Origin of the sequence: Dyadobacter sp. CECT 9275 (assembly GCF_907164905.1) — a bacterium.
GTDB classification, from domain to species: domain Bacteria; phylum Bacteroidota; class Bacteroidia; order Cytophagales; family Spirosomataceae; genus Dyadobacter; species Dyadobacter helix.
Genome location: NZ_CAJRAF010000001.1, coordinates 497,835 through 524,097 on the forward strand (window position 1 = coordinate 497,835; position 26,263 = coordinate 524,097).

Annotated in this window: 21 protein-coding genes; 15 read left to right on the top strand and 6 right to left on the bottom strand. The window is 46.0% G+C overall.

Features of this window, described 5'->3' with window-relative positions; genetic code table 11:
* Nucleotides 1–127 precede the first annotated feature (127 nt).
* A complete protein-coding gene (locus KOE27_RS01980) occupies nt 128–1,186 on the bottom strand; it encodes a LacI family DNA-binding transcriptional regulator (protein ID WP_215237184.1) in 1,059 nt (352 codons plus the stop codon).
* 572 nt (nt 1,187–1,758) lie between these two features.
* Between KOE27_RS01980 and KOE27_RS01985 the strand changes: the two genes are divergently transcribed.
* The 3 genes from KOE27_RS01985 to KOE27_RS01995 all read left to right on the top strand — a co-directional run bounded on the left by KOE27_RS01985 (nt 1,759) and on the right by KOE27_RS01995 (nt 6,425).
* Entirely contained in the window at nt 1,759–3,213 is a 1,455-nt protein-coding gene (locus KOE27_RS01985) for a sulfatase family protein (protein WP_229252596.1), read from the top strand.
* A gap of 165 nt (nt 3,214–3,378) precedes the next feature.
* The gene (locus KOE27_RS01990) at nt 3,379–4,782 is read left to right on the top strand and encodes an arylsulfatase (protein WP_215238333.1); all 1,404 of its coding nucleotides are present in this window, start codon (nt 3,379–3,381) and stop codon (nt 4,780–4,782) included.
* An 89-nt stretch (nt 4,783–4,871) separates the two neighbouring features.
* The gene (locus KOE27_RS01995) at nt 4,872–6,425 is read left to right on the top strand and encodes a sulfatase (RefSeq protein ID WP_215237185.1); all 1,554 of its coding nucleotides are present in this window, start codon (nt 4,872–4,874) and stop codon (nt 6,423–6,425) included.
* A 76-nt stretch (nt 6,426–6,501) separates the two neighbouring features.
* Here KOE27_RS01995 and KOE27_RS02000 read toward each other — a convergent pair whose 3' ends face one another.
* Entirely contained in the window at nt 6,502–6,966 is a 465-nt protein-coding gene (locus KOE27_RS02000; RefSeq protein WP_215237186.1) for a hypothetical protein, read from the bottom strand.
* 198 nt (nt 6,967–7,164) lie between these two features.
* Here KOE27_RS02000 and KOE27_RS02005 point away from each other — a divergent pair, with 198 nt between their 5' ends.
* Together KOE27_RS02005 and KOE27_RS02010 are read left to right on the top strand one after the other, a co-directional pair.
* The gene (locus KOE27_RS02005) at nt 7,165–8,121 is read left to right on the top strand and encodes a GlxA family transcriptional regulator (RefSeq protein ID WP_215237187.1); all 957 of its coding nucleotides are present in this window, start codon (nt 7,165–7,167) and stop codon (nt 8,119–8,121) included.
* 93 nt (nt 8,122–8,214) lie between these two features.
* Nucleotides 8,215–8,799, top strand: coding sequence for an ASCH domain-containing protein (locus KOE27_RS02010; RefSeq protein ID WP_215237188.1), 585 nt, complete (start codon nt 8,215–8,217; stop codon nt 8,797–8,799).
* Nucleotides 8,800–9,133: 334 nt separating this feature from the next.
* Here the strand turns inward: KOE27_RS02010 and KOE27_RS02015 are convergent, their stop codons facing one another.
* Nucleotides 9,134–13,327: a carbohydrate-binding protein gene (locus tag KOE27_RS02015; RefSeq protein WP_215237189.1), complete on the bottom strand. Its 4,194-nt coding sequence runs from the start codon at nt 13,325–13,327 to the stop codon at nt 9,134–9,136.
* 208 nt (nt 13,328–13,535) lie between these two features.
* Here KOE27_RS02015 and KOE27_RS02020 point away from each other — a divergent pair, with 208 nt between their 5' ends.
* On the top strand, nt 13,536–13,679 hold the full coding sequence (locus tag KOE27_RS02020; protein WP_215237190.1) for a hypothetical protein: 144 nt from the start codon (nt 13,536–13,538) through the stop codon (nt 13,677–13,679).
* A gap of 65 nt (nt 13,680–13,744) precedes the next feature.
* On the opposite strand, the gene KOE27_RS02025 is transcribed toward KOE27_RS02020, so the two are convergent.
* Nucleotides 13,745–13,897: a hypothetical protein gene (locus tag KOE27_RS02025; RefSeq protein ID WP_215237191.1), complete on the bottom strand. Its 153-nt coding sequence runs from the start codon at nt 13,895–13,897 to the stop codon at nt 13,745–13,747.
* A 299-nt stretch (nt 13,898–14,196) separates the two neighbouring features.
* Between KOE27_RS02025 and KOE27_RS02030 the strand changes: the two genes are divergently transcribed.
* Nucleotides 14,197–14,955 carry an SHOCT domain-containing protein gene (locus KOE27_RS02030; RefSeq protein WP_215237192.1) on the top strand — a complete coding sequence of 253 codons (759 nt, stop codon included), beginning with the start codon at nt 14,197–14,199 and terminating at the stop codon, nt 14,953–14,955.
* A 55-nt stretch (nt 14,956–15,010) separates the two neighbouring features.
* On the opposite strand, the gene KOE27_RS02035 is transcribed toward KOE27_RS02030, so the two are convergent.
* Nucleotides 15,011–17,314, bottom strand: coding sequence for an ATP-binding protein (locus KOE27_RS02035; RefSeq protein ID WP_215237193.1), 2,304 nt, complete (start codon nt 17,312–17,314; stop codon nt 15,011–15,013).
* Between the two features lie 8 nt (nt 17,315–17,322).
* Nucleotides 17,323–17,934, bottom strand: coding sequence for a biliverdin-producing heme oxygenase (locus KOE27_RS02040; RefSeq protein ID WP_215237194.1), 612 nt, complete (start codon nt 17,932–17,934; stop codon nt 17,323–17,325).
* Nucleotides 17,935–18,365: 431 nt separating this feature from the next.
* Between KOE27_RS02040 and KOE27_RS02045 the strand changes: the two genes are divergently transcribed.
* The 8 genes from KOE27_RS02045 to KOE27_RS02080 all read left to right on the top strand — a co-directional run bounded on the left by KOE27_RS02045 (nt 18,366) and on the right by KOE27_RS02080 (nt 26,245).
* Nucleotides 18,366–19,883 (top strand): sulfatase family protein, encoded by a 1,518-nt coding sequence (locus KOE27_RS02045; RefSeq protein ID WP_229252694.1) that lies wholly within the window; start codon nt 18,366–18,368, stop codon nt 19,881–19,883.
* A gap of 60 nt (nt 19,884–19,943) precedes the next feature.
* Nucleotides 19,944–20,999: a formylglycine-generating enzyme family protein gene (locus tag KOE27_RS02050; protein WP_406566847.1), complete on the top strand. Its 1,056-nt coding sequence runs from the start codon at nt 19,944–19,946 to the stop codon at nt 20,997–20,999.
* A gap of 28 nt (nt 21,000–21,027) precedes the next feature.
* On the top strand, nt 21,028–21,579 hold the full coding sequence (locus tag KOE27_RS02055; protein ID WP_215237196.1) for an RBBP9/YdeN family alpha/beta hydrolase: 552 nt from the start codon (nt 21,028–21,030) through the stop codon (nt 21,577–21,579).
* Nucleotides 21,580–21,699: 120 nt separating this feature from the next.
* Nucleotides 21,700–22,308, top strand: coding sequence for a YceI family protein (locus KOE27_RS02060; protein WP_215237197.1), 609 nt, complete (start codon nt 21,700–21,702; stop codon nt 22,306–22,308).
* A 464-nt stretch (nt 22,309–22,772) separates the two neighbouring features.
* Complete coding sequence (locus tag KOE27_RS02065) at nt 22,773–23,522, top strand: 3-keto-disaccharide hydrolase (RefSeq protein ID WP_229252695.1); 750 nt, start codon at nt 22,773–22,775, stop codon at nt 23,520–23,522.
* A 59-nt stretch (nt 23,523–23,581) separates the two neighbouring features.
* Nucleotides 23,582–24,442: a sugar phosphate isomerase/epimerase family protein gene (locus tag KOE27_RS02070; protein WP_215237199.1), complete on the top strand. Its 861-nt coding sequence runs from the start codon at nt 23,582–23,584 to the stop codon at nt 24,440–24,442.
* 78 nt (nt 24,443–24,520) lie between these two features.
* Complete coding sequence (locus KOE27_RS02075) at nt 24,521–25,348, top strand: sugar phosphate isomerase/epimerase family protein (RefSeq protein WP_215237200.1); 828 nt, start codon at nt 24,521–24,523, stop codon at nt 25,346–25,348.
* Between the two features lie 78 nt (nt 25,349–25,426).
* A complete protein-coding gene (locus KOE27_RS02080; protein ID WP_215237201.1) occupies nt 25,427–26,245 on the top strand; it encodes an alpha/beta fold hydrolase in 819 nt (272 codons plus the stop codon).
* Nucleotides 26,246–26,263 lie beyond the last annotated feature (18 nt).

A 26,263-nucleotide genomic window follows, 5' to 3' on the forward strand; every position in this document is an offset into this window, starting at 1 on the left:
TACGTACCCGTAAATATACAAACAATTTAAAATAAAGAAACCTTTGCCCAAAATTGTTTGCTTAAAATTTTGGGCAAATCTGTTTTTCAAATATTATGTTTCGATAATTGAGGAAAGTCCATCCGGATTAATTTTGATAAAAGGCCTGGTTCTCCTTTGTAATAATATCAATCGGCATGAAATGCACTTTTTCCTGGCTGCTTCCCACCACAAGAGACTGGTATAACGTCATGATCCCGCGATAGCCCTGGTCTTCTGGTTTATGGCAGATCAGAAAATCAATGTTACCGGCGTTCAGGTGAGCAATGTTTTCGTCCAGAAAATCATAACCCACCAGCGGGATATGTGTTTTCTGACTATTGTGGAGGAAAGTTGCAACAGAGAAAACACGCGAATTGGTGACAAATATGGCCTCAAAATCCTTGTGAAGATGCAATACGTATGTCATGTGCCGTGCCACGGACAGGTAGTCGGTATCACGGATGTCAATCCGGACGATTTCATTCTTGAGATTGTGATCCTTGAAATATCCCCTGAAACCTTCTTCAATCTGTAGATAATTGTAGTTTTCAATTTCTTTGGAAATATTAACGACCAGGATTTTATTATTTGTTTTCAGGCGGTAGGTCAACAGCTTGGCACCTACATAGCCGCTTTGATACAGGTGGGGGCCAATATAGGAAAGGCTGTTCTGGCCCGGAATGTCGGAGTCAATGAAAACATACGGGATTTTGGATTTATCACAATCCTCCACAAAGCTGACCGACTGTTCCACGAATGCAGGGGCGAGTAACACCCCGTTCACATTCTTTTCCAGCAGCGCTTTCGCCTCTGAAATGAAAGAAGCCCGGTCGTTGAGGTCAAAAAAGGAGTATTGCAGCACTACACCGTAATTTTTGATCTCAGCTTCGGCCCGCTGGATTCCTTTTAAAGGCGCTTCCCAGAAAGCGGTTTCGTTGGATACCCTCGGCAGCAAAACACCGATGGTAATAATTTTTCTGGAAGCCAGCCTGCTGGCCAGTATGTTCGGCTGGTAGTCCAGCTCCTTTATAATCTCGTTGATTTTCTTACGGGTTTTTTCCGAAACTCCTGTCCGGTTATGGATAACCCTGTCCACCGTAGCGATGGATACGTTGGCCCGTCGCGCTATTTCTTTAACTCCGTAAAGTGTATTCTCTTTGTCCATCGAGGGTTCAATTACCGGCGATTTCCGGAACGAAATAAGTAAAAATGCCGTGTGCCCGGCTCAATATCAGATCATAAAGCACCCTGCTTTTTCCCGAAAGTAGAATATCGTCAACAAATTAGCAAAATCTGCGGGGCAAAGCCGGTTGTATTATGAAGGCTTTTGATGCAGAAATATAATGAAAGACCAATGGATTTAACAAGAAAGTTATGGATAAAGGAGGGTGAGACGCATAAGGAAAAGGTAAGGACGGCTGATAGATCTTTTTCACGATTGCCGGTTACTATTTCTCATATCTTACCGTCCCGGTACTACTTAAAGGGATTAGTTCAGGCGTCTTATTCTACTTTTCCAGTTTACAGAGACAATATCTCCCTGTTGTGTATGGTCAATAATCGCATGTATCCTTTGGGAACCTAAATGCCAGGTGAGATGGTAGAAACGAAGGAAAATGGCCTTCTGATAAGAATCGTGTAGTTTTAATTCTAAAAATAGCGGTTGATATTCCTCATTGGTTCGCTTTTGCGATCCTTTGGTTTTAAATTTGATGTAACATTAATGCTATGCCCAAAATGATGCGCTCTTCAGTCAGGAGGAAACTTCTTTTGTTTTTAACTATCGCTTTAGTATTCGGCGTTTTCTTAGCCGCCCAGCAGGAAAACGTACCGGCTAAAACACCCAATATTGTAATATTTTTTATAGATGATCTGGGTTATGGCGACCTGTCGGCTTACGGAGCACTAGGTTATAAAACACCCAATCTGGATAAAATGGCGGCTGAGGGAACCCGATTCACCAATTTCATGGCTGCTCAGGCGGTTTGCAGCGCCTCCAGGGCCGCGCTTTTGACGGGTTGTTATCCCAATCGGCTGGGGTTGTCGGGCGCCCTGGGGCCAGAATCCAAAATAGGACTCAACCCTGACGAAGAAACCATTGCCGAGGTGGTGAAGCAAAAGGGATATGCTACAGGGATTTTCGGGAAATGGCATCTGGGAAGCAAGGAGGATTTTTTGCCTCTGCAACAGGGTTTTGACGAATATTATGGCATACCTTATTCGCATGATATGTGGCCGCTGCACCCCTTCCAGGCCAGAGCCAAGTACCCGCCTTTGTACTGGATTAATGGAAACCAGCAGGACCAACCCATCAGAGATCTGGAAGATGCCAGCCAGCTGACGCCCAGGATAACCGGAAAGGCAGTGGAATTTATCAGGCGCAATAAAAACAAGCCTTTCTTTTTATACATACCCCATCCACTGCCGCATGTACCGTTGGCAGCTTCTTCAAAGTTTAAGGGAAAAAGTGAAAGAGGTATTTTCGGAGATGTGCTGATGGAACTGGACTGGTCTGTCGGGGAGATTATGAAGGAGTTAAATGCACAGGGACTGGACAATAATACACTGGTCATTTTTACCAGTGACAACGGTCCATGGCTCAATTATGGAGATCATGCCGGCTCGTCCGGGGGCTTTCGCGAAGGCAAAGGTACATCGTTTGAAGGCGGGCAGCGGGAACCCTGTATCATGCGTTGGCCGGGGGTGGTTCCGGCAGGGAGAGTATGTAATAAGTTACTTTCCACGCTGGACATACTCCCGACTGTTGCCAAGTTAACAGGGGCCAAATTGCCTGGAAAAAAAATAGACGGGATACCCTTTGTTGACTTACTGCGAGGCGACGAAAGTAAGAATCCTCGGGAAAGCTTTTTATATTATTACCGGAAAAACAGTCTGGAGGCGGTAAGGAAACATAACTGGAAACTTGTTTTTGAACACCCGGGCCGCATGTATGAAGGGCAGCTGCCAGGGAAGAACGGCCAGCCGGGAGCAGCTCCGGAAGATCATTTATATCCTAAGGCCCTTTATAACCTTACCCGTGACCCCGGCGAGCGGTACAATGTTCTGGAACAAAATCCGGAAATAGTGGCGGAGCTGGAGCAGATAGCCGAAGCCGCCAGAGAGGATCTTGGCGATGATCTTCAGAAAAGGACCGGAAAAAATGTAAGAGAGGCCGGAAGGGTCAATGACTAAAAAAGGAAGGTGCTAATTTGGATTTTTAGTTTCAGCGGGAAGACTGTGCGAGCAGTTGTTCCGTTTTATAAAAAGGAATAAACAGTAAACCGGCTCAAGAAGGTGAAAAATTTCAAAGGATTTTTAACAGGGAATATTTTACAGAATGCAGTACTGGTTGTGACGATGTTAATGCCCAGTGCAGGGAAGGCTCAGAAAGCGGGAGAAAGGCCGAATATTGTGCTGATTCTTGCGGATGATCTCGGGTATGGCGACGTTGGTTTTAATGGGCAAAAACTCATTAAAACCCCCAATATAGACAGGCTTGCCCGCGAAGGCGTTATCTTTTCACAGTTTTATGCAGGCACCAGTGTGTGTGCACCGTCACGTTCTTCGCTGTTGAGCGGCAAACATACCGGGCATACCTATATCCGTGGTAATAAAAGTGTTGAACCCGAAGGACAGGAACCCATAGCGGATTCTGTGCTCACAATTGCGGAAGTATTGAAGAAAGCAGGATACAATACCGGGGCGTTTGGTAAGTGGGGCCTGGGGCCGGTAGGTTCAGAGGGTGATCCTGTCAAACAGGGTTTTGATCGGTTTTACGGGTACAATTGCCAGAGCCGGGCGCACCGTTATTATCCTGACCACCTTTGGGATAATCAGCAAAGGGTAGAGCTGAAAGGGAATCAGAACCTGCACAAAACGCAAGAATTTGCCCCGGATCTGATCCATGCCAAGGCGCTGGAATTTGTGGATAAACAAGCAGCCGGACAGCCTTTTTTTCTTTTTCTTCCCTATACCCTGCCGCATGCTGAACTGGTAGTGCCTGATGACGAGCTGTTCCATCTCTATAAGGATAAGTTCGAAGAGAAACCGTATCAAGGCGCGGATTATGGCCCTCACGCCAGCAATGGCGGATATGCCTCTCAAAAGTACCCGCATGCTACCTTTGCTGCCATGGTTGCACGTTTGGACAGATATGTAGGCGAAGTACTCGACAAACTTAAGGCTAAGGGAATAGATAAAAACACGCTGGTAATTTTTACGAGCGATAACGGACCTCATCAGGAAGGAGGCGCGGATCCTGCCTTTTTTAACAGCAGCGGAGGTTTCAGGGGAATTAAAAGAGATTTATATGAAGGCGGAGTACGCGAACCATTCGTTGCCAGGTGGCCTGGTACGGTAAAACCCAATACCAAAAATGAATACATCGGAGCATTCTGGGACCTGCTTCCGACTTTCGCCGAACTGGCAGGAGTCAAAGTTGAGAAACCTGTGGATGGTATTTCTTTTACAGCAGCGTTAACAGGTAAAGGAATCCAAAAGGCGCACGATTACCTCTACTGGGAATTTCATGAGCAGGGTGGCAAACAGGCTGTCCGGCAGGGAAACTGGAAGGCGGTCCGGTTAAAGGCGGCAGGAAATCCGGATGGGGTGGTAGAACTCTACGATTTAGCTCAGGACCCGGCAGAAACCAAAAACATTGCGCTGCGTTTTCCTGAAAAAGCCAAGGAACTCGGGCAAATCATGAACCGGGCGCATGTCCGTTCTGTCATTTTTCCTTTCGGGAGTCTTTCTACCAATTAATGTATATCAGTTATTTATTAAGCATGGCGCTGATACTGCAGATGTATTGGGTCTAGAAGGGTGATATCCTTTGTAATTTTTATCAGGTTATGTCAAAAACAATGTGCAGGGGTTTTGCTTTTTTAGTTGCTATCCTTCTCATACACTTTACAGGTACTGCCCAAAAAGCGGTAAAACGTCCCAACATCATCGTATTTCTGGTAGACGATATGGGGTGGCAAGATACCTCGGTTCCATTCTGGACAAAAACAACCGAATTGAACAAAAGGTACCATACTCCCAATATGCAGCGACTGGCAAAAGAGGGGATGAAGTTCACCAATGCCTATGCTACACCGGTTTGTACACCTTCGAGAGTCAGCCTGATCACAGGAGTAAACGCAGCACATCACAGGGTTACACACTGGACCTCACCCAATCGGAATACCAATACGGATCATCCGGATACAACGCTCCATTCGGTTCAATGGAACATCAATGGTTTCAGCCCCGTGGCTGGCGTAGAGCGTACTTTTTATGCGACTCCCCTGCCATCGGTTCTGTCAAACCATGGATATTATACTGTGCTCAGCGGGAAAGCGCATTTTGGCTCTGCCGGTACGCCGGGCGCGGTGCCCGAAAACGTGGGTTTCAGGGTGAACATTGCAGGAAGCGAGATAGGTCACCCGGCGAGTTACCTGGGTGAGAAAAATTACGATCAGCCTGTGAAGGGGAAACCTAGCCGGAATGCTGTAAAGGGACTGGAAAAATACCATGGCACCCGCACTTTCCTGACTGATGCCATAACCACGGAAGCCTTAAAGGCACTGGAAAAACCAATAGCTGACAATCAGCCGTTTTTTCTCTATCTCGCTCATTATGCCATACACACACCGCTTAATTCAGACCAACGTTTTGTAGGTAAATACCTGAAAATGGGGTTGGATACTACGGAGGCTAAATATGCAGCGCTGGTGGAAGGGATGGACAAAAGCCTTGGAGATGTACTCAACTTCCTGGATCAGCAAAAGGTTGCGGATAATACCGTCATTGTTTTTATGTCTGACAACGGCGGGCTGAGCACTGCCCCCTTACGTGGTGGACAGGCTTACACGCACAATTTACCTTTGAAAGCCGGAAAAGGATCGGTTTATGAAGGGGGGATACGGGAGCCAATGCTGGTGCGCTGGCCAGGCGTGGTGAAACCGAATACCGTTGCTGAACAATATGTGATTATTGAAGATTTCTTCCCTTCGGTACTTGAAATGGCCGGGATTAAAAACCCCGTGCTGGTACAGCGCCCTGATGGAAAGAGTTTTGTACCTCTTTTAAAAAATCCTTCTTTAAAAGATCCTGCAAGGGAGCTGATATGGCATCACCCCAATCGCTGGATCACAGAGGAAGGGCCTCACATACATTGGGCCAGTGCGTTCCGAAAGGGAAACTGGAAGCTGATATATGACTACCGAAATGGGAAACTCGAACTGTACAATCTGAAAATGGATATAGGAGAAACCAGTGATATTGCCTCTCAAAATCCTGTACGGGTGAAGGAATTGGCTGCGCTTTTTACAAAACAGTTACGAAAATATGATGTGCAATGGCCGGTTTTTAAGTCCACAGGAAAACCGGTACCCTGGCCGGATGAAGTACTGCAGAAGTGACCATAGACCAAGTGCTGTTGGGAGCACTATGAGATTTTCCTGCGGGGAAACTCAACCTGTCACTTCTGATAGAGATTCAGTCCTTTTGACCGGCCTTGGCTTTGCCTTTTTCTGAGAGCGCGTGTAAGCTGGAACGCGTCATGGTTTTGATAAGATCGACTTTTTTAAATCTCAGGGCACTCCAGTCTTCATCAATGGCCACCATCCGCACGGGTTCCAGGTCAAAACTTCCCATGACAGCCCAGCCGTTATCACGGTTGAAATCAGCTTTATATTTTTTGGAGGTTCCCTTGGGATAACACATCCAGATGACGGCATCTGCCTTAAGTAACGGGCCTAGCTGGGGGATAATGGTGTCGATTTCCGTTTGCCGGGTTACGAAGACCAGGATAAAGCCGATGGACGTGATACCTTCAGCTGATCGGATGATCGTCGCTTCCGGGCGGATACACGCTATATTTTCTTCGAAGGATGCAGGGCTGTTAAGTACTACTACTTCTTTCTGGTCCTTAAGATTAAGTTTTTTAAAAACAGTATCCATATGGTATCTTGATCTGGATGATTTATTTAAAACATACTGTTTGAAACGCTGTGTTTTTACCAAATTTTTAACCGCCCTTCCAGCCTTCGGAACAAAATTAGAAACGGAACCTCATTTTTTTAAAGGTGTAACCCGTCGATTTTAAGGGGTATTTGAGACAAAAATCTTACATTAGAACCAAAAATCCCGATCAGAATTATGATTACTCTTGGATTATTGCTAACAAGACAACATCGTTTACTAAGTGTAGCAGCCATTCTGGACGTTTTTGAATCTGTGAACCGGTTTTGTGAAAAAGAAGGAAAAGCGCCTTCGTTTGACATACATGTGGTTACGCAGGTGAAGGAACACACACTTCCTGGAAACTATCGTATGGGCTCGTTACCCCGGGACAAAATGGATATCATTTTCATCCCTGCTTTTGCCGCCGATGATATCCAGACGGCAATCCAGGAGAATACGGCCTGTATTCCCTGGCTCCGGGAACAGTACAGTCTGGGAGCGGAACTTGCCAGCTTTTGTACCGGTGCGTTTTTACTGGCCGCTACGGGCTTGTTAAATGGCAAAAGAGCAACCACCCACATAGATGCCATGATGTCTTTTTCCAATGCTTTTCCGCAGGTCAGGCTGGAAGGACATTCGGTGGTAACGGAAGACAACGGCATTTATACCAGCGGAGGTGCTACCAGCAGCTTTCATCTGATGCTCCATCTGATACAATGTTATTGCGGGAGGGATATGGCTTTGCGTATTGCCAAAATGTTTGCAATAGATATGGATAGGGTGCAGCAATCCTACTTCGGGACGTTCACACCAGCACAAACGCATGGGGACCAGCTGGTGGTAATGGCCCAAAAGAAAATAGAGGCGGGGTATACCAGGACAACAACTATTGAAGAGATCATACAGGATTTACCTGCCAGCCGCAGAAACGTAGTACGCCGCTTTAAACATGCCACTGGGGTGACACCCATAGAATATCTGCAGAAAACCCGGATAGAGGCGGCTAAAAAGTTGCTGGAACACACAGATCAGAGCGTGATGGAAATTATGCTCAGTACCGGATATAATGACCTCAAGGCATTCCGGCAACTATTCAAAAAAACGGCGGGGATAACACCAAAGGAGTACCGGGAGAAGTTCAACAGGGTATAATATCCGCCTGGCACAGTGCATTTTAATTGATGGGGAAAACGTCAATATGAATCCGTAGCATGTTAAATACAGTCTTTCAAATAAATTGGTAAAATGCTTTTTAAACAAAAACACCTGGAAGCTATTAAAGCGGGTAAGATTTCACTGGCGTTCAGGAAATGGAAAAAATGTGCAGTAACAAAGGGCAGTCTGGTGAAAACCAGCGTGGGCTTGATCAAAATCGGCTCGGTTGAAGTGATAAAATCAGAGGATATTTCTGATGACGAAGCGAGGAAAGCCGGTTTTTCGGAGAAAGGAATACTTGTGCAGTTGTTGTCCAAAGAGGAGGTCGGGGTAGTTTACCGGATCGGGGTGGAATACCATTCGGAGGATCCGCGCATAGACCTTCGTGAGAAAAATATGATACCGGAAGATGAATTTCTGGAAATACAATCAGCTCTAGATCGCCTGGATAAACACAGCAAACTTGGGAAATGGACAACAGATATGCTCATTGCCATAAAAGCTAATCCAAAATTAAAGGCCGCCGACCTGGCCGTGAAAGCCAGAAAGGAAAAGGAATGGCTTAAACTGAATGTGAGAAAACTGAAAAATCTTGGGCTTACCATAAGCCACGAGCCCGGCTATACCCTCTCGCCAAGAGGGGAGGAGTACCTTAATAGGATTACTGGTAAGTGAGAAGTAGGCAGTTAACAGTAGGCAGTTCACAGTGGGCGGTGGCCGAGTTGGTAGCGCTGTGAACTTTGAACTAAAAGCTGTTAACTCCAGGCATGCAGTTCTTAGTTTTAAGTAGGCAGTTTACAGTGGGCGGTGGGCCGAGTTGGTAGTGCTGTGAACTTTGAACTAAAAACTGTTAACTCGGGCAGACAGTTCTTAGTTTTAAGTAGGCAGTAGGTAGTTCACAGTGGGCGGTATGCCGGGTTGATGGCGTTGTGAACTTTGAACTAAAAACTGTTAACTCGGGTAGGCATTTTTGTTTCCCGCCAACCGCCTACTACCAACCACCCACCGCTCACAAACTCTTAACCATCTTCCTAAATGCTCTTTTATCACCTTGCCTGATTTCCACTACGTACACGCCGGTTGGCAAAGAAGTAATATTTACATGTTGTTTCACATTTACTTCTGATTTTGTAAACGAGGTTTTCTTGTGCAGTTGTCCATTGTGCGCATCAAATATTTTGATTTCGAGATCCGCATCCGCTGGTATTCCCAGGTCCACAAGGATATAATCTGTGCTGGGGTTTGGGTAAACCGTAACGGCTTCATGGAGCAGGTTGTTTTTAACCGGAGCTGCCGGTGACGCTTTTTCGATCAAAGCGGTGTCTATGGAAGCTATCCTGGCATTGGATGGATTGGACTGAACCACAAAAATGGGCGTCTCACTTGCGGTTACCGTCACATTGCCATTGGCTATCGGTTTTTCTTCCATGGCCATATCGTCACTGCCTGCAGTTGGTGTGTAAATTTTTGCAATACCATTCCCGGGAAGATTCAGCGTGAAATCCGCTGTTCGGCCTACTTCATCAGGAACGGTAAGCACAAAAAGCGACTGCCCGTTGTATTCGTAACGGTCAACAATCGGGTTTTGGTTGATCGTCTCTTTATAACGGTAGTTGCCAAAAAGCTTATTTACCTGATACAGATAGTCGGCGGCAGGTCTGCGCGACTGGTCAGAGTTCAGCAGGCCCGACGAGCCAAACATGCCGCCGCCATTGTTATCATCATACATCTGGTAAAAAAATACTTTTTCAATACCTTTTCTTGCTGAAAACAGAGAAGTCCTCAGGATCCAGTCCGCCTGTGTAACCAGTGCAGACTTGTTGCCAATCGGGATTGCTTTGATGGGACTGCTTTGATGCACGTCAAAGCCGGTTTCAGTGATCCAGACAGGCATGTCGCGGCAGATTTCATGGGATACTTTCATAAAATCATCCAGTGTCTGTCCTGCATTGGTCGTTTCAATTGCCGCTCCTCTGGTAGAGCTGCCGCTTTGGGAAGATGAGGTATTGTCGGTATACAAGTGGAAATTAACCACGTCCCAGCACAAATCCACGGAACCGTCAGGGTGATATCCCCGGAACTCCTTGCACCAGTCAACCATGCCTTTGATATAATCCGGACCAGTAACCAGCCCGGCGATGACCACCTTCATGTTAGGGTCAGCATTTTTGATCCCAATGGCAGGTCCCATGGTATTTTTATGGCCATCATAAAATGCCGAAAGGTTTGCCGCGTATTCACGGCCGGTCTGGTAGCCGCTGCGGCCTTTCCACCATTTGTCGCGCTCGTTGTCGCACTCAATATATTTGACAAGGTTCAGGCCGATTTTCACCGTATTAGGATTATCTCCCGGCCAGCGGGGAGTGTTGTGAACGCTGAGCAAGGCTGGATCAACCGCGGTGTTACTTCCATAACGGGCTGCATACTGGAACGCGATCCTGGCCTGTTCAAGATATGACTGCGGATCAGCGAAACTTTTACCATATCTCACCGGAACGTATTCCGAATCCCTTTGGCCTTCGGGATACGTTTCCTGCATCCAGCCAGGCTGCGATTTCAGGCAGGCCAGTACTTCGATGTTTTCCTGTTTACAGCGCTCGTAGATGAGGTCATAGTGCCAGCCACCGCTGATGGTAGGGTTGAAAGAATAAACCCCTTCCTGTGATTCCAGCTTGTCCCAGTCCATATAATGTCTGAAACCCGTAAAACTTTTGGCAGCATTTGCCATAGCTTCGTCTATCTGCCAGGGCGTGGCACCATGCTCAAAATTCCATTCGTAGCCGTTCACCCCGAACATATCTCCCAGTTTCACGGATTTTGCCGGAACCGCAGTTTCCTGTTGTGCCGAGGGTGTATGTGTTCCGTAGAATTCTATTTCAGTAGGGATCACGCCTTTGATGTTCAGCACCAGGTACCGAATGTTGCCAACTGGAGTATCCAGCAAATACTTGGCATTGCCTGACAACTGGCGGTCGGGATAGGGGCCTACCCAGCCTCCGTATTCGTATCCCTTAAAAGAAGCGATCTCGATTCGCTGCCACTGGTCATTGATCACCGAGAGCGTCATGGGATGATCCGGCGACATCCCTTCGAAATCAAAAAACTTAATGGCACTAAGTGTCAGTTGTTCATCGTCCTTTAAGGGGTAGTAAGCATCATACTCATTGAGTACCTTTCCCCAGCCGGTCTGTACGTTCTCCTGCGTATTTCCATCAAAAAGCCCGCCCAACCCGCTGCTTGCATTATTAAGCTGGTACCATCTGCCAGGATCCACAGCTACCTTGTTTCCTAGCGATTGCTCCGGAGCAGGAGAGATAAGCTGTGTTTGGCTTATCTGGTCTGCTTCGTCAAAAGTGGCTGTTGCGGCCTGGGAAGCAATTATATTGGTGGTTCCCGCTCCAACGATCGTTCCCTTCCACGAACCGGTTGAATTAGAAACCGAAACAACCGAAGGATTGGAAGAGGTAAATACTACGGAAGATTCGGTATTGGTACTGCTCGCTACCAGATCAAAAGCTGCATCACCCATGGAACGGTCCGGCAGAGTACCAAAACTGATGACGGCTTTGGTTTTTACCGGTACTCCTCCTTGTGTAATTTCAAGCCAGTTGAAATTAAAAGAACCTCTTTTCGCAAAAATCCTGATCAACTGACCGCCTGCAGGAAGCGAAGCCGTGGTACTAACGGTTGTATAATTTTGCCAGCCACCGGTCCTGGGGATGTCCACCTGGCCCAATATATTCCCGCTGCGGTCTTTGATTTCAATCACACCGTTTCCGTAACTATTTGCCACACGGAAAGAAAAGGTATGCAAACCGGCGTTGGCTACGCTCACGTTGTAGTCCATCCAGTCCTGATCATCGATATAATTTACGTTTTTTCCACCGTTTTCGTCCCCGGTATCTTCGGTGCGGACGTCACTGCTCAGATCAAAATCTTCTGCCTCAATCCTGGCGGGAACTGTTTTGGAAGCAACAGCTTCAAACCAGTTTAACGCAAAAACGCCTTTTTGCGCGAATAACTGGATGGTTTGCGGGCCTGCAGGTAGCTGAGCCACCAAATTAACTGTGCCCCAGCTTTGCATTCCGCCGGTACGGGGCAGAACAGTTTCACCTAATACCGTTCCGTTTTCGGATCTGATCTGAATCGTGGCGTCATCGCTGAAACCGTTGGCGATACGTAATTTAAAAGTATATAACCCCGGTGCCGCCACAGATACTTTATAACTCACGGAGCTGTTGTCGCCCATCCAGCCCACATCCAGGCCCCCTCCGGTATCCTGGGAAGTTTCAGTTTCAACGCCACTGATCTCATGATAATTCTCAGCCTCTATTTTGCCGGGAAGGGGCACAATGGTTTCCATGTCACCCGGATCCCTAAGCAAGTCAAACCAGTTAAAATTGAAAGTTCCTCTGCGGGCATAGATGCGTAATACCTGGCTTCCGGGACTCAGCGTAACCGGCGTGCTGATGGTCGTATAATTTTGCCAGCCTCCGGTTTGTGGCACATTCACCTCACCCAGTAGCTCTCCTTGTGCATTTTGTATCTCAATAATCCCATAACCATAGCTGTTGGCTACCCGGAGATTGACATTATACAAGCCCCCCTGCTGTACCAGGACATTATAATCCATCCAATCCGCATCATCAATATACGCTACATTTTCTCCTCCGCCGGTATCTCCGGTAGGCTCTGTCCTTACATCTGAAATCCTGTCAAAGTTTTCGGCCTCTACTCTGCCAGGTACTGTTTTGGAAGCGGTTGCTGAGAACCAGTTCAGTCCAAAAACGCCCTTCTTGGCTAAAATTTTAATAGTCTGATTTCCAGCGGCCAGGTAACCTGTTGTCTTTACGGTGGTCCAGTATTGCATGCCGCCCGTTCTGGGAAGTATGGTTTCGGTCACAACGGATCCTGACGCAGACAGTACCTGTAACGTGGCGTCATCGCTGAAACCGTTTGCTATCCTGAAATTGAAAGAATATATACCCGCTTGAGGTACATATATGTTGTATTCGGTGTAGCTGTTATCACCCATCCAGCCTACGTCCAGCCCGCCATCCTGGTCATCACAGGTTTCGGTGGAAACACCGTTGATCTGCGTGTAATTTTCCGCCTCCAGTTTTCCGGGGAGTGGCTGGTACGATTGCCCGAGGCAGTGCACATTATATAAAATTGTCGACAGGAATAAGTAGAGTGCTTTCATTATAGTATGTAGTTACCTGTTTTTTGACAAATAGTATTAATGCTACATAGATAGTAAAAAACATCAAACTTTGTAGGAAATTTTTCGACAATATTTGTATTTATTTTAGATATATTGAAAGTTACATTTTGTCCGCGGAGTGTTGTGTTATGTTACCTTCTTTATATCAGCCAATAAACAAAAGGTATCAGCATTTTTAGGAACCAGGATGGGTGAACTTTTGATGCGCGTAGCGGCTGCCTCAGTTGATTTTTTGCCCTGGCTAAGTGAAGGAAAAGCAGCAGGCTGGAAGGGAGGTATCTGTTGGGGGAAGTATGAATTGCAGGGGAATTTTATTTTGCCCGAAGTGTAATGGAAAAGCAGCGGACTAGGAATTGCCCGGCGGGAGGTACTAAATATTGGCAGCAAATGTTTGTCTCATTCTGTCTTTGATTGTTCGGACAGCGAGATTACAACATTTTCCTGGGTTCTTTTCTCCGTCTCACTCAGATTATTCTGAATGGATTCCTGTGGTTCTTCCTGGTCTGGAGAGGGATCCCAAAAAGCGGTGGCTAGTTGATAAATATCCATGTTTTTAAGACGCTATCAGTGTTTAAAAGTTACAATACCAGCATAAAAAAATTATGCCTGTTTATTTCTAGTAGTCAATCGGTTGGGTACGCTCCCATGTACCACGATTTGTAAACATGCTGAATTACCGTTATGACCGGCGTTGCTGTTTTATCAATAGAAACCAGCTTAATAGTTTTGGTTGGAACGCACCGTATATTTGGGAAGAATGGGTGGATGAGTCATGGATGCTGATATACCTGATACGACGTTTGGCACTGTTTTTTAAACTAATACCAGTCTATAACAAAATGTAAAAAATGGAAAAGCTGACAAAAATGGGGCAGGATGTAATAACTGACATTGCCTCTGAATATAAATTGAAAAAAGAATCCGTGGAAACCATGCTGATCGCGCTTAAACGGGGAAATGGTACCATGGCGCAGTTTAGTATTCCTGAGCTGGGTGGAGCAGGGCAGTGGATGCGGGGCGGCATGACCATGGTGAGTGACATGTTCAACAACAGCCTGAAAGCCAAGGTGGATCAGTTATGCCTTGAACTTTCGGACAGGATCCGTTCGCTGGAATTGTTTGAAGATGACAGCGCAGGAGAAATTTCAACCGAATCTTCCGCGCATAAAACGTCAAGAGAGTGGCCTGCCGTTTTTGGAACCCCTTCTGCGAGTGGCTCCCAGAATAATTTCCGGTATGCCTATTTCCCCCATGTCAAGCGGCTGGTAATAGATGATGCAGGAAAGAGGTATATCTATGATACCAAACATCATGTCATTTCAGGGGTTTCGCAGCAGCAGGGGGCCGGACAATCCTATGTTTTCAGCAGCCAGCTGGGGTCGGTGAATCTTGCGGAACTATCACTTATTTCCGAGCCAGACAAGCAGCCTACCCCGCAGGAAGTTTATGATATGCCAACTTCGGTGCCGGTAAAACCAGTTGCCGCCGGAGTGGAAGAGGATGCTATTTTTGAAAAGATAAAGCGCCTTGGCGAAATGTTTGAGAAAGGGTATATCACGGAGGAAGAGTTCAAGGACAAGAAAAAGGAGCTGTTATCAAGGCTCTAGAAGTACCTGCTATAAAAGAATCCGGCTCATTTTCTTTGAAAGGCCGGATTCTTTATTACTTGGCAGCTGTCAGTTGTACCGGTAAAAAGATTGTAAAAACAGCGCCCTCATTTTCCTTTGCATTGGCTATCAGGATGCCATTGTGATTTTCAACGATCTTTTTGCAGATCGCCAGTCCGATCCCCGTTCCTGGATATTTATGATGCGGATGAAGCCTTTGAAAAACCTGGAATATCCTTTCCCGGTATTCTTGGTCAAATCCGATACCATTGTCTGTAAAGCTAATCTTGTGATAATCTACATTTTTCAAACTGCTATTTCCCGGCAGCATTTTCGGTCCAACAATTTCGTAAGTAATGCTGATCACAGGACTTACGCCGTCCTGCGCAAACTTTAATGAATTGCTGATTAGGTTAACGAATAGTTGCTGGATCTGGAACCGGATCGCCGGAATCTCAGGCAGGATGTCGTGCAGTATTTCGGCTTTTTTTTCTTCAATCGTGTCTTTCAGATCACTGATCACACTCTGAAATACCTCGTTAAGATCTGTGGATTCAAATACCTTGGGAACGCTGCCCGTTTTAGAGTAATTTAAAATATCCTCAATCAGCAGCTGCATTTTTTCTGCGGCATATCGCATTCTTTCTACAGAATCCTTCACTTTCAGCGACAGTTCCGGGTCTTCCCGGTCAAGTACTTTGGAAGCAAATATCTGAATTTTACGGAGTGGCTCCTTTAGGTCATGCGTGCTGATCCAGTTAATATTGGCAAGCTCTTTATTGGCCGCTTTAAGTTCTTCATTAATAATGCGGTAGCGTTCCTCCTCCAGGCGTACCTGGCGCAGATTAAGATATTTCTGAAGTGCGTACGCAAAGCTGGATGCAGCATTTAATTCCGACTTACGCCATTCAGCACTTTTATCCTTTACCACCTCTTTCCAAAGTTCAAAAGATTTCCTTGGCGACAGCCGGAAACCACCCGCGTTCATATCAATTGCCTTCTCAGGGTTTCCGGCCCAGTGAACGGTTTCAATACGCTCCTGGCGCATCCATAAGATACAGTCGCTGGAGCTTGCAGACATGGCGTGGTAAATAATCCCGGCAGCGAATTTAGTGAGTTCCCGTCCTTCCGGATAAATGGATAAGAGCTGCTCGGTATGTCCTGAACCGTTTTTATACAGATATCTTAATTGACCCAGGAAAGGCAAAAGCGTTTCTTGTGCCGGCACCAGCCCATTTGTATATAACTTCCCTTCCTGGTAAATCACCACTCCCGAGGCGTTGGCCAGTTGTAAGAGCGACGCGGAATTGTAATGGTTTTCAACAAAATTTTCGTCCTCATGAAGCAGTGAAAGAGAATCAAAAAGTGCCTTATCAACCTGTTCACTTATTTTAAATTCCTCGGCTACTTCACGTACCTTGATCTGTGAGGTCAGAAAATTGCCCTGGAGCAAAGCAGCAAGCCTTTGATAGTGCGGTAATATTTTAGGGGAATAATGATGGCAGGCAATCAGTCCCCACAGTTTGTTATCCTGCAGCAATGAGACGGTTAAGGTGGCCCCCACGCCCATATTCTGTAGATATTCGATGTGAATAGGAGAAACGCTCCTCAGGATGGAAAGGCTCAGGTCCAGTGATTGATTGCTTTTTTCCTCGTTGCTGTCTGTTGTCAATAATGGTACCGGGGTATAATTGATATCTGCGATCATCCGAAGCGGATTGCGGATGTAAAGCTCCCTTGCCTGGGCGGGGATATCTGTGTGAGGGTATTTCTGTCCAGCGAATGATTCAAGATCAGCCCGTTTGCTTTCTGCAATTACCTCCCCGTTATACTGTTTATCAAACCTGTAGATCATCACCCTGTCGTAACCCGTAATTTCCCTGGTTTCATGTGCAATTTCCTGGCAAAGTTCTACAAGGGTATTGTTCTTCTCCATTGCACTAACGAACCGCCGGGTTTGGTCATACAGATTGGGAAGGTCGAGCGCCCCATTGGGAAAAGGTTCAAGTTCCAGCAGGAATGTCTCGCCGCTCAGATGGGCAGTTGTATTAAAGGGTATCCCGTTACGGGTAGTTACAAAAGGTTTGGGTGAATCAATATAACTGTCGGTTATATGTGCAGAGAGTTGAGCTATCTGTACATCCTGAAAAATATCAGTAAAGTGCTGTCCAAGCAGTTGTTCAGGTTTCAGTCCTATGAAATCCGTGCTGTTGGCACTGCAATAGTCAATGAGATAATCTTGTTTTTTAATCCCAATCAAAAATCCATGCGGCTGAATGGTCCCCGGAATGTGAATGGGCTCACTTTCGCAATTGGTCAGATTGACGATATCCCTGTTTACGATATCTTTAATATTCATTTTCTAAATCAATTTTCAGCTTCCTTAAGTAGTAGGTCGATAGCGGAAAAAGTGGCTGCGGCACTATCGATAATTTCCGCTTCTGAATGCGTTGTTACCGCAAATTCACATAATGCTGCAATGAACGACTTCCATCTGCTACCGGTTTCGGGCCCGTATCCTTTGAAAAAGGACGCCCCGTTTGTAGCATCCAGTGCCAGGTTTTTTTGCACATGTTTGTAAATCAACCTTCCGCCAAGTGTAGAACCTTCCACTACATAGAGGATACCGAGTGCTTCGGCCAAGTTTTGAGGAAGAAAGGTTGCGGGACTAAGACTATGTATGGAAACAAGGGACAGGCCCGTTTGGGAGAGGTCGTCAATTATGAGGTGAGATTTTCTCCTTCTGTTGATTTCCGGGATCATGTACTGTACTTTTTCGAACACAGTTAGTTCAACCCCTTTTACAACTCTATACATTGCCATCAGGTATCGCTGATAGGTGGCTATGGTAATCCCTGAATCCAAAATGGCTTTGGATAATGTATTTTCTTCTAATAACTTGTGTTGGAGGCTGGTTTTTAGCCGGAGATTTTGCAGGAATAATTCAGATACTTCATGCGAAATCGTCAATTCATTCATAGAGCAGGTACTTAAACTTTATCTGATCTGGTTTTTTTAAAAAATTGTACCACCGAATTCGTTGCTCCTGCAAGATTGCGGCAGGGCATCTGTTCTCCCGGTTGAATGAAATTATAAATATTTCATTCAGAGATCATACAGAACCTTCAAAATAAGACATCTTTTACTGAAAATTTCCGGAGCAGGTACCTGCAGAGTCTTATCTTTAAGGCTGTACTCCTCAGGAGTGAATCAAAATAATATCCCTTTTGGCAGTAACATCTCATTCAAAAGTGCTTAAAGTTTGTATATGTTGACAATATTTCTTTGCTTTGTCTATATATTAAATAGACTATTTGGTTTGCGACGTTAAAAATTTAACATCAGATATTTTTTATATGATTGCTTTCTCTTTAAAGAAAATCCGCCTCTCTTTTATTTTGGTTGTCCTGATGGCCCTGTTATCGCAGCACGTGCTGGCCGATGGAGAAAAAAAGTTTCCCGCAAAACCGAACATAATTTTTATTTTTTCCGATGATCATGCTTATCAGGCTATCAGTGCTTACGGCGGCAAACTGATGCAGACACCCAACATTGACCGGATTGCAAAAGAAGGCGCTTTGTTTGCCAATGCCCTCGTAACCAACTCGATATGTGGCCCAAGCCGCGCTACGCTGTTGACAGGAAAGTACAGCCACATGAACGGCTATAAAAGGAATGACAGGACCAAATTTGATACAGGCCAGGTGCTGTTATCCAAGGCAATGCAGCAAAATGGCTATCAGACCGCCTGGATCGGTAAAATGCATCTGAACAGCCTCCCTATTGGCTTTGACTACTGGAATGTACTTCCCGGGCAGGGGCACTACTATAACCCTGATTTCATAAGCCAGCCCAGTGATACCACCCGGTATACCGGTTATGTATCGGACCTGATCACCCGTTTTTCAATAAACTGGCTTGACAAAAGGGATAACTCAAAGCCTTTTTTCCTGATCGTAGGGCATAAAGCTACGCACCGCGAATGGCTCCCAGACTTGCAGGACCTTGGCGCTTTTGATGCGAAGGACTTTCCGTTACCAGCCACATTCTATGATGATTACAAAGGCAGAAGTGCGGCTCTGACGCAGGATATGACGATCGACAAAACCATGCGGCTTACCGAGGATCTTAAGGTCAATGTGAATTATGAAAAAAATCCTATCTACAAAAGATTTACCCCGGAGCAAAAGAAGGTTTTTAAAGCTTATTATGATAAGATATCTCAGGATTTTGAGGCCAGAAAACTTTCGGGAAAGGCACTGATAGAATGGAAATACCAGCGCTACCTCAAAGATTATTTGTCTGTGGCGAAATCGCTGGACCGCAACATAGGTACCTTGCTCGATTATCTTGATAAAAGCGGGCTGGCAAAGAATACGGTCGTTATCTATGCTTCCGACCAAGGATTTTACCTGGGTGAACATGGTTGGTTCGACAAACGGTTTATCTACGAAGAGTCACTTAAAACGCCCTTTGTTATTCGTTATCCCGGTGTGATTAAGCCAGGAACAAAAGTAAACGAACTGATGTCGAATATCGACTGGGCACCTACCGTGATAGACATTGCGGGGGGCAAGGTACCCGCCGTGATGCAGGGTACATCTTTCCTTCCCCTTGTGGCAGGATCCAAAACGGCCAGAACGCCCTGGCGAAAAGAAGCGTATTATCACTATTATGAATTCCCAGAACCGCACAGCGTTCATCCTCACTTTGGAATCCGGACGGGCCGGTATAAGCTGGCATATTTTTACCAGGGAGCCGATTCATGGGAGCTGTACGACCTTGAAAAGGATCCATCCGAGCTAAAAAATATATATGGTACAAAGGGGACGGAGAAATTAACGGCTGATCTGAAGGTGAATCTGAAAAACCTCATGACCGCCTACAAGGATACAGAGGCATTAAAAATACTGGAGTCAATAAAATAGTTAACAGGACATAGTAAAGTGGTAAATTTTCAATTGAAAGGAAGGTTTTTGTATGTAATGATGCTGATTGGAGTGGGTTATGTACAGCTAAGCTGCCAGGGTAAACAAACGGCGGAGGAGAAAAGGAAGGCAGACAGCCTTGCACATTGCATAGCAGACGGTATCCCTTCCAGGGCAGCGGCCATATCAGGTGTTTCAAATATAGCAGCGGGGAAAACGGATACCTCCAACATGGTATGGATAGCAGGGGGCTCCTTTTTAATGGGCTCCGACGAATTTCCTGACTCCAGGCCGCTCCACCAGGTCTCTGTGGATGGTTTCTGGATGGATAAAACGGAGGTAACCAACGCAGAATTCGCCAGATTTGTGAAGGCTACCCACTACAAAACCGTAGCGGAACGCCCCTTGAATCCGGCCGATTATCCGGGAGTCCCCGCAGACAAGCTGGTTCCCGGGTCAGCGGTTTTTACGCCAACCAGCGGTCCGGTTTCCCTGGAAAATCCGCTACAGTGGTGGAGTTATGTGGCTGGTGCGAACTGGGCTCATCCTGAGGGGCCGGGCAGCTCAGCCAAAGGGCGCGAAAACCTGCCGGTAGTACATGTCTCTTATGAAGATGCAGCTGCCTATGCCAGGTGGGCTGGCAAACGGCTGCCTTCGGAAGCCGAATGGGAATTTGCTGCACAGGGAGGAAAGGGCAACCATACCTATTACTGGGGCGATCAGCTGAAGCCGGGTAATAAATGGGTTGCCAATATATATCAGGGTAACTTTCCTGACAACAATACAAAAGAAGATGGTTATCTTGCCGCTGCACCAGTAAAAACCTTTCCCGCCAATCCCTATGGCTTGTACGATATGGATGGCAACGTATGGGAATGGTGTGAAGACTTGTATCGTCCCGATTACTATAAAAACAGTGCGCGCAGTAATCCCAAGGGGCCCGAGGATAGTTATGATCCTGATGAGCCAGGTGCTGTAAAAAGGGTGCAGCGGGGAGGATCCTTCCTCTGCAGCGACCAGTACTGTATTCGTTACAAGGCAGGAAGCAGAGGAAAGGGAGAGGTAACCAGCGGAAGTAATAACCTGGGTTTCCGCTGTGTTGCATCTGCCAAATGAAGCTACTTGAAACCGGAGTTTTTGAAGTATGAGTTATCCATTTTTAACGATTCCCGGACTTGCCAGCTCCGGTCCGCAACATTGGCAGAGTATTTGGGAGCAGCAGTATCCGCAGTATTTTGGTCGTATAGAACAGGATAATTGGGACTGGCCGGTTAAAACAGAGTGGGTTGGCAGGTTACAGGAGGAAATTTCCCGCCTTAACGGCCCGGCCTATCTGGTAGCCCATAGTATGGGTTGTATGACGGTGGCACACTGGGCGCAGGAATATTCTTCCGGGTACATCAAAGGAGCTTTGCTGGTAGCACCTGCTGATGTGGAGTTGTCCAAAAGGCTCAATTTTGTAGTCGGCTTTAAACCGGTTCCGATCACCAAGCTACCATTCAGAAGCTTGGTGGTGGCGAGTACCAATGATATGTACGCATCGATTGAGCGCTCCAGGAAATTTGCAGATGACTGGGGAAGTGAGTTTGTAAATCTGGGAAGGAAAGGGCATATCAACGCAGTATCGGGCCTTGGGGATTGGCAGGAAGGAAAAACGATTCTCCAGGATTTCAGTGGAATTAATTTTGCATTTTGAGATATTCGGGCTCAGGGATTCTGGAAGTACCGGTTCTGAGCCATATTGAACAATTTTACATTTAGAAATCTGTTTAACATATTACAATCCAATACTACACTTTTAACTGGTTTTACAATTATGAAGAAATTATTTGTATTCGCGCTGGCTGGTTTATTGTTTCATTCAGCTGTTATAGCGGGCGGAGATGTTCCGAAAGCGGCTGATAAAACCGTACAGGTTGATACCAAGAGCAGTTCGGTTGTCTGGAATGCTAAAAAGGTAACCGGAACGCACGCAGGAACGGTACCCATTTCGAGTGGTTCTCTGATCGTCAATAAAACGAAACTGAAAGGGGGGACTTTTGTAATGGACTTGAAATCCCTGACGGTAACGGACCTTAAGGATGCAGATTCCAATGGAAAGTTAACCAATCATTTGAAGAGCGATGACTTCTTCTCTGTTGAAAAACATCCGCAGGCAAAGTTGGTGGTGACCTCCGTTACTCCCACCGGTGGAGATACTTATGATGTAACAGGAGACCTGACCATCAAGGGAATTACGAACCAGGTGAAATTCCCTGCAACGGTGAAGGCCGCCGGGAAGAAATTAACCGCTGATGCGAAAATTACCATCGACCGCACCAAGTACGATATCAAGTTCAGATCTACCAATTTCTTCGAAAATCTTGGCGATAAGGCTATCAGCAATGATTTTGTGCTGGATGTAAATCTGGTTGCCAACCTGTAAAGAACATCATGACGTAATGAAGTCCGGGTCGTGCATAGGGCCCGGACTTTTTTCATATCTGATGGGTATGACCGGTAAATGTAATGAGGCCCTGGTTTTTTTAAATACCGGCCCGCTATTTGGCAATTCCTCCTTTTTTGAGTCGGATGATTAATGTCTTAGTTTTACTAATTTATTGTAGGTCAAATCATTAAAGCCATTATATTGCCCCCTGATACTTTAAAAACACTTGCTACAGGGTATTTTTCTTTGCGGATAACATTAAAATTACACGCCTTTTTTCTTTTATAAATCTGAACAGGCAGGTTAGTACAGGATAGTCTGGTGAAGTATTTTAGGAATTTTTGGATATTATTTTCAGCTTTTTTAAGAGTATGGTATTCAGAAATATCCTTTGTTAGAGCTAAATAAGTTTCACCTGGATCCTAAACCAATAAATGTTTTTAAAGATGAATTTCAGATTTATGAAAGCCGGGGTTTTGCTGGCATTTGGGTTAATTGTTTCAAGCCAGATATCCTGTGTTGCCCAGAAAAAGGGGAAAGATGGTTTTGTGAAGATTTTTGATGGAAAATCGCTGAAAGGCTGGGAGGGGGATACCAAATACTGGCGTGCAGAAGAAGGTAGCCTGGTAGGTGAAATTACACCGGAAACTGTACTTAAAACCAATTCCTTCATTGTCTGGCAGGGCGGAGAACCGGGAGATTTTGAATTAAAAGGAGAGTTTAAGATTACCGAAAAGGGAAATTCTGGTATAAACTATCGCAGTGATAAACTGACCGATATACCGAATGCTTTGCGCGGTTACCAGGCGGATATTGACGGTGCTAATAACTATACCGGACAGAATTACGAGGAAAGGAAAAGGACTACACTGGCCTATCGCGGGGAAATAGTTACAGTAAATGATCCGACTGACAAATCCAAAGAAGCGTTCGGGGCCAATCTGAAAAATAACGCCTGGCTGGGCAGAACAGTGACTGGTTCGCTGGGAACCTCCGCCGAGTTGAAAGCAAAAATCAAAAGCGGAGACTGGAATGAGTTTCATCTCGTTATTAAAGGGAACCGCCTGCAGCATTACATCAACGGAGTTCTGATGAGCGATGTCACCGACAATGATTCTGTGAACAGTAAGGCAAAGGGCTTTTTAGGATTTCAGGTCCATGTGGGCCCGCCGATGAAAGTACAGTACCGAAATATTCGGATTAAACAATAATTTTCTGATTTTTAAATAAGAGCTACTGATTACAAGTCAGTAGCTAATTTCTTTTAAAAATGAATAAAATAGGATTCAATGTACTTGCCTGGACAGCTGCTGTATCTGACGATGTTTTTCCGATTATAGACAGGCTCAAGGGTATCGGATATGATGGGGTGGAGTTTTATCTTGGCTCCCCGGATGCAGCCGCCTACCGGCGTATGGGAAACTATACCCAAGAGCTTGGCCTGGAAACAACTGCAGTAATTACCGTCGGAAAGGAGGATAATCCGGTAAGCGAATCGGCAGAAATCCGGGCAAAAGCCGTTGACAAAATCAAATGGGCGGTGGATCGTGCGCATGACCTGAACGCAAAAATTATCTGTGGTCCTTTTCATTCTGCTCACACCATTTTTGTTAACCGCCCGGCTACCGACAGCGAATATGCGTTGGCGGGAGAAGTACTGCATGTAGCCGGAGAATATGCAGCTCAGGCAGGTGTGGTTTTCGCTCTGGAGGCCTTGAACCGCTTTGAATGTTATCTGTGCAATACCACTGTTCAGCTTAAAAAACTGGTGGAAGCTGCAGGTCACCCGAATGTTCGGGCTATGTTTGATACACATCATGCCAATATTGAAGAAAAGAACTACCTGTCTGCAATAGAAACCATTTCACCGTATCTGGCTCATGTGCATATCAGTGAAAATGACAGAGGCACGCCGGGTGACGGACAGGTGTTGTGGGATGACGCATTTTCGGCCCTTGCCAAAGTAAACTATCGGGGATGGCTTACCATAGAGGCATTTTCGCGGAATGACCCTGACTTTGCGAATGCGATCGGTGTTTGGCGCGAATTCTCAGATCCATGGGATATAGCTGAAAAGGGATACCGGTTTATCAGGGAAATGAGTGAGAAACATGGATTGGTTAAGAGTTAAGAGTTAAAAATTAAGAGTTAACAGTTAAAAGTGATGGTAATGGGTTGACCTTTACCAATGAAACCTAATCACAAGCAAATGTCAGAAAAGCTCCCATTTCGTTTTGGCTCTGAGGTGTATACCTGGTTTATGAGTAATAATGGTGAAACGCATAAAGGCCGCTTGGGCCATATGATCGAAATCATCGCAAAGGCCGGCTTTACAGGTATCCAGCCTATTTTTACCTGGATGGGCGATCTGGTTAATCCTGATCTCCTTGAAGCGAAATTGAAGGAACAGGGTATCGGGCTTGCGGCACTCGCACTGGCTCTTGACTGGAACGAAACGGAGGAAACGGAAAGAGAGCGTGAAGTGGCGGACCATGCAATAAGCGTTCTTCAGAGATTTCCGGGAGCGGTTCTTAACACGGTTCAGATTCCTTCCGGGCGTCATGATCTTGCGGAACGACAAAAGCGACTTGTGAGGATTGTCAATGCAGTTTCCAAAAGAGCGGCTGACAAAGGAGTGGCCTGCAGTTACCATCCCAACTCTCCTCATTCTTCCATCATCCGTACCGAGGAAGATTACCGCATTGTGCTCGAATCGTTGGATAGCACGGTTACGGGTTGGACACCTGACGTGGGGCATATCATCAACGGGGGGATGGATCCTCTTTCCAAAATGAAGGAATATCAGTCGCTGATCAATCATGTACATTATAAAGACTGGGACGGAAATCCTGAATTCACGCTGATGGGCAAAGGGAAAGTAGATCTTTTGGGGGTAACGCAATGGCTGAAGGATATCAACTATTCCGGTTGGATCATCTGTGAAGATGAAGGAGAAGAAGCACTGGAAGATCCTGATTTCGTTACGCTTCACGACGGCAGATGGATCCAACAAGATCTGATTCCGGCATTAAAATAATGACCCGGGCATCCTGTATCAGAATGGTGTCCGTTAATTCCAAAGCCAAGAGAATCTCCAAAGTTATCAGTTGTAAAGATGCCTGTTATAAAAACCAACGGAATACAATTTCATTATGAAGAGCGGGTTTCGGGGAATGCACCGGACGACATACCCTTGCTCCTGATCATGGGAATAACTGCTCCGGGTACTGTCTGGAATGTCCATGTGGCCGACTGGCAGCATCATTTCCGCTGTATTGTTGGGGACAACCGCGGTGTTGGCTTTACTGATAAACCGGCAGGCCCTTATTCCACCGAGCAAATGGCAGATGACTATGCCGGTTTGCTGGATGCCATCCATGTAGAAAAGGTGCGGGTAGTGGGATGTTCAATGGGCAGCACCATTGCCCAGCAGTTGGCCATCCGCCACCCCGAGAAGGTACAGTCGCTTGTGTTGATGTGCCCCTGGGCAAGATGTGACAATTACGCAAAAGGATTGTTTCAGCATATTATGAACGCCAAAGCACGGTTCAGGCCGGAGGAATTTAGTTTATACATACAGCTGCTGATTTTTTCGAAGTCGTCCTGGGATAATAGTGAAAAACATAACGAGCTGGAAAACGGCAGGAGACAAGATGCATTTGGTGCATTTCCACAGCCACTTCATGGGCTCGAAGGCCAGGCTGCCGCTTGTATCACCCACAATGCACTGGACGACCTTGGGAAGATTGATAAACCCACGCTGGTCATCGGAGGGCGCGAGGATATTTTTACTCCCGCCTGGATGGCCGAAGAGGTGGCAAATGGTATACCCGGAGCCGAAATATTCCTTTATCCGAAACTCGGTCATGCGTTTCATTTTGAAGATACGGATGATTTTAATCCAAGGGTAAGGAATTGGTTATTAGCTCACTAGGCTTTTTTTACAAGCCAA

Excerpts from the sequence above, each read along its gene's own strand:
- KOE27_RS02070 (WP_215237199.1), top strand. The coding sequence starts at position 23,582 with ATGAATAAAATAGGATTCAATGTACTTGCCTGGACAGCTGCTGTATCT.
- KOE27_RS02010 (WP_215237188.1), top strand. The coding sequence starts at position 8,215 with ATGCTTTTTAAACAAAAACACCTGGAAGCTATTAAAGCGGGTAAGATT.
- KOE27_RS02080 (WP_215237201.1), top strand. The coding sequence starts at position 25,427 with ATGCCTGTTATAAAAACCAACGGAATACAATTTCATTATGAAGAGCGG.
- KOE27_RS02055 (WP_215237196.1), top strand. The coding sequence starts at position 21,028 with ATGAGTTATCCATTTTTAACGATTCCCGGACTTGCCAGCTCCGGTCCG.
- KOE27_RS02030 (WP_215237192.1), top strand. The coding sequence starts at position 14,197 with ATGGAAAAGCTGACAAAAATGGGGCAGGATGTAATAACTGACATTGCC.
- KOE27_RS02075 (WP_215237200.1), top strand. The coding sequence starts at position 24,521 with ATGTCAGAAAAGCTCCCATTTCGTTTTGGCTCTGAGGTGTATACCTGG.
- KOE27_RS02000 (WP_215237186.1), bottom strand. The coding sequence starts at position 6,966 with ATGGATACTGTTTTTAAAAAACTTAATCTTAAGGACCAGAAAGAAGTA.
- KOE27_RS02020 (WP_215237190.1), top strand. The coding sequence starts at position 13,536 with ATGGGTGAACTTTTGATGCGCGTAGCGGCTGCCTCAGTTGATTTTTTG.
- KOE27_RS02015 (WP_215237189.1), bottom strand. The coding sequence starts at position 13,327 with ATGAAAGCACTCTACTTATTCCTGTCGACAATTTTATATAATGTGCAC.
- KOE27_RS02060 (WP_215237197.1), top strand. The coding sequence starts at position 21,700 with ATGAAGAAATTATTTGTATTCGCGCTGGCTGGTTTATTGTTTCATTCA.
- KOE27_RS01990 (WP_215238333.1), top strand. The coding sequence starts at position 3,379 with ATGTTAATGCCCAGTGCAGGGAAGGCTCAGAAAGCGGGAGAAAGGCCG.
- KOE27_RS02025 (WP_215237191.1), bottom strand. The coding sequence starts at position 13,897 with ATGGATATTTATCAACTAGCCACCGCTTTTTGGGATCCCTCTCCAGAC.
- KOE27_RS02050 (WP_406566847.1), top strand. The coding sequence starts at position 19,944 with ATGCTGATTGGAGTGGGTTATGTACAGCTAAGCTGCCAGGGTAAACAA.
- KOE27_RS01995 (WP_215237185.1), top strand. The coding sequence starts at position 4,872 with ATGTCAAAAACAATGTGCAGGGGTTTTGCTTTTTTAGTTGCTATCCTT.
- KOE27_RS02045 (WP_229252694.1), top strand. The coding sequence starts at position 18,366 with ATGGCCCTGTTATCGCAGCACGTGCTGGCCGATGGAGAAAAAAAGTTT.
- KOE27_RS01980 (WP_215237184.1), bottom strand. The coding sequence starts at position 1,186 with ATGGACAAAGAGAATACACTTTACGGAGTTAAAGAAATAGCGCGACGG.
- KOE27_RS02040 (WP_215237194.1), bottom strand. The coding sequence starts at position 17,934 with ATGAATGAATTGACGATTTCGCATGAAGTATCTGAATTATTCCTGCAA.
- KOE27_RS01985 (WP_229252596.1), top strand. The coding sequence starts at position 1,759 with ATGATGCGCTCTTCAGTCAGGAGGAAACTTCTTTTGTTTTTAACTATC.
- KOE27_RS02005 (WP_215237187.1), top strand. The coding sequence starts at position 7,165 with ATGATTACTCTTGGATTATTGCTAACAAGACAACATCGTTTACTAAGT.
- KOE27_RS02065 (WP_229252695.1), top strand. The coding sequence starts at position 22,773 with ATGAAAGCCGGGGTTTTGCTGGCATTTGGGTTAATTGTTTCAAGCCAG.
- KOE27_RS02035 (WP_215237193.1), bottom strand. The coding sequence starts at position 17,314 with ATGAATATTAAAGATATCGTAAACAGGGATATCGTCAATCTGACCAAT.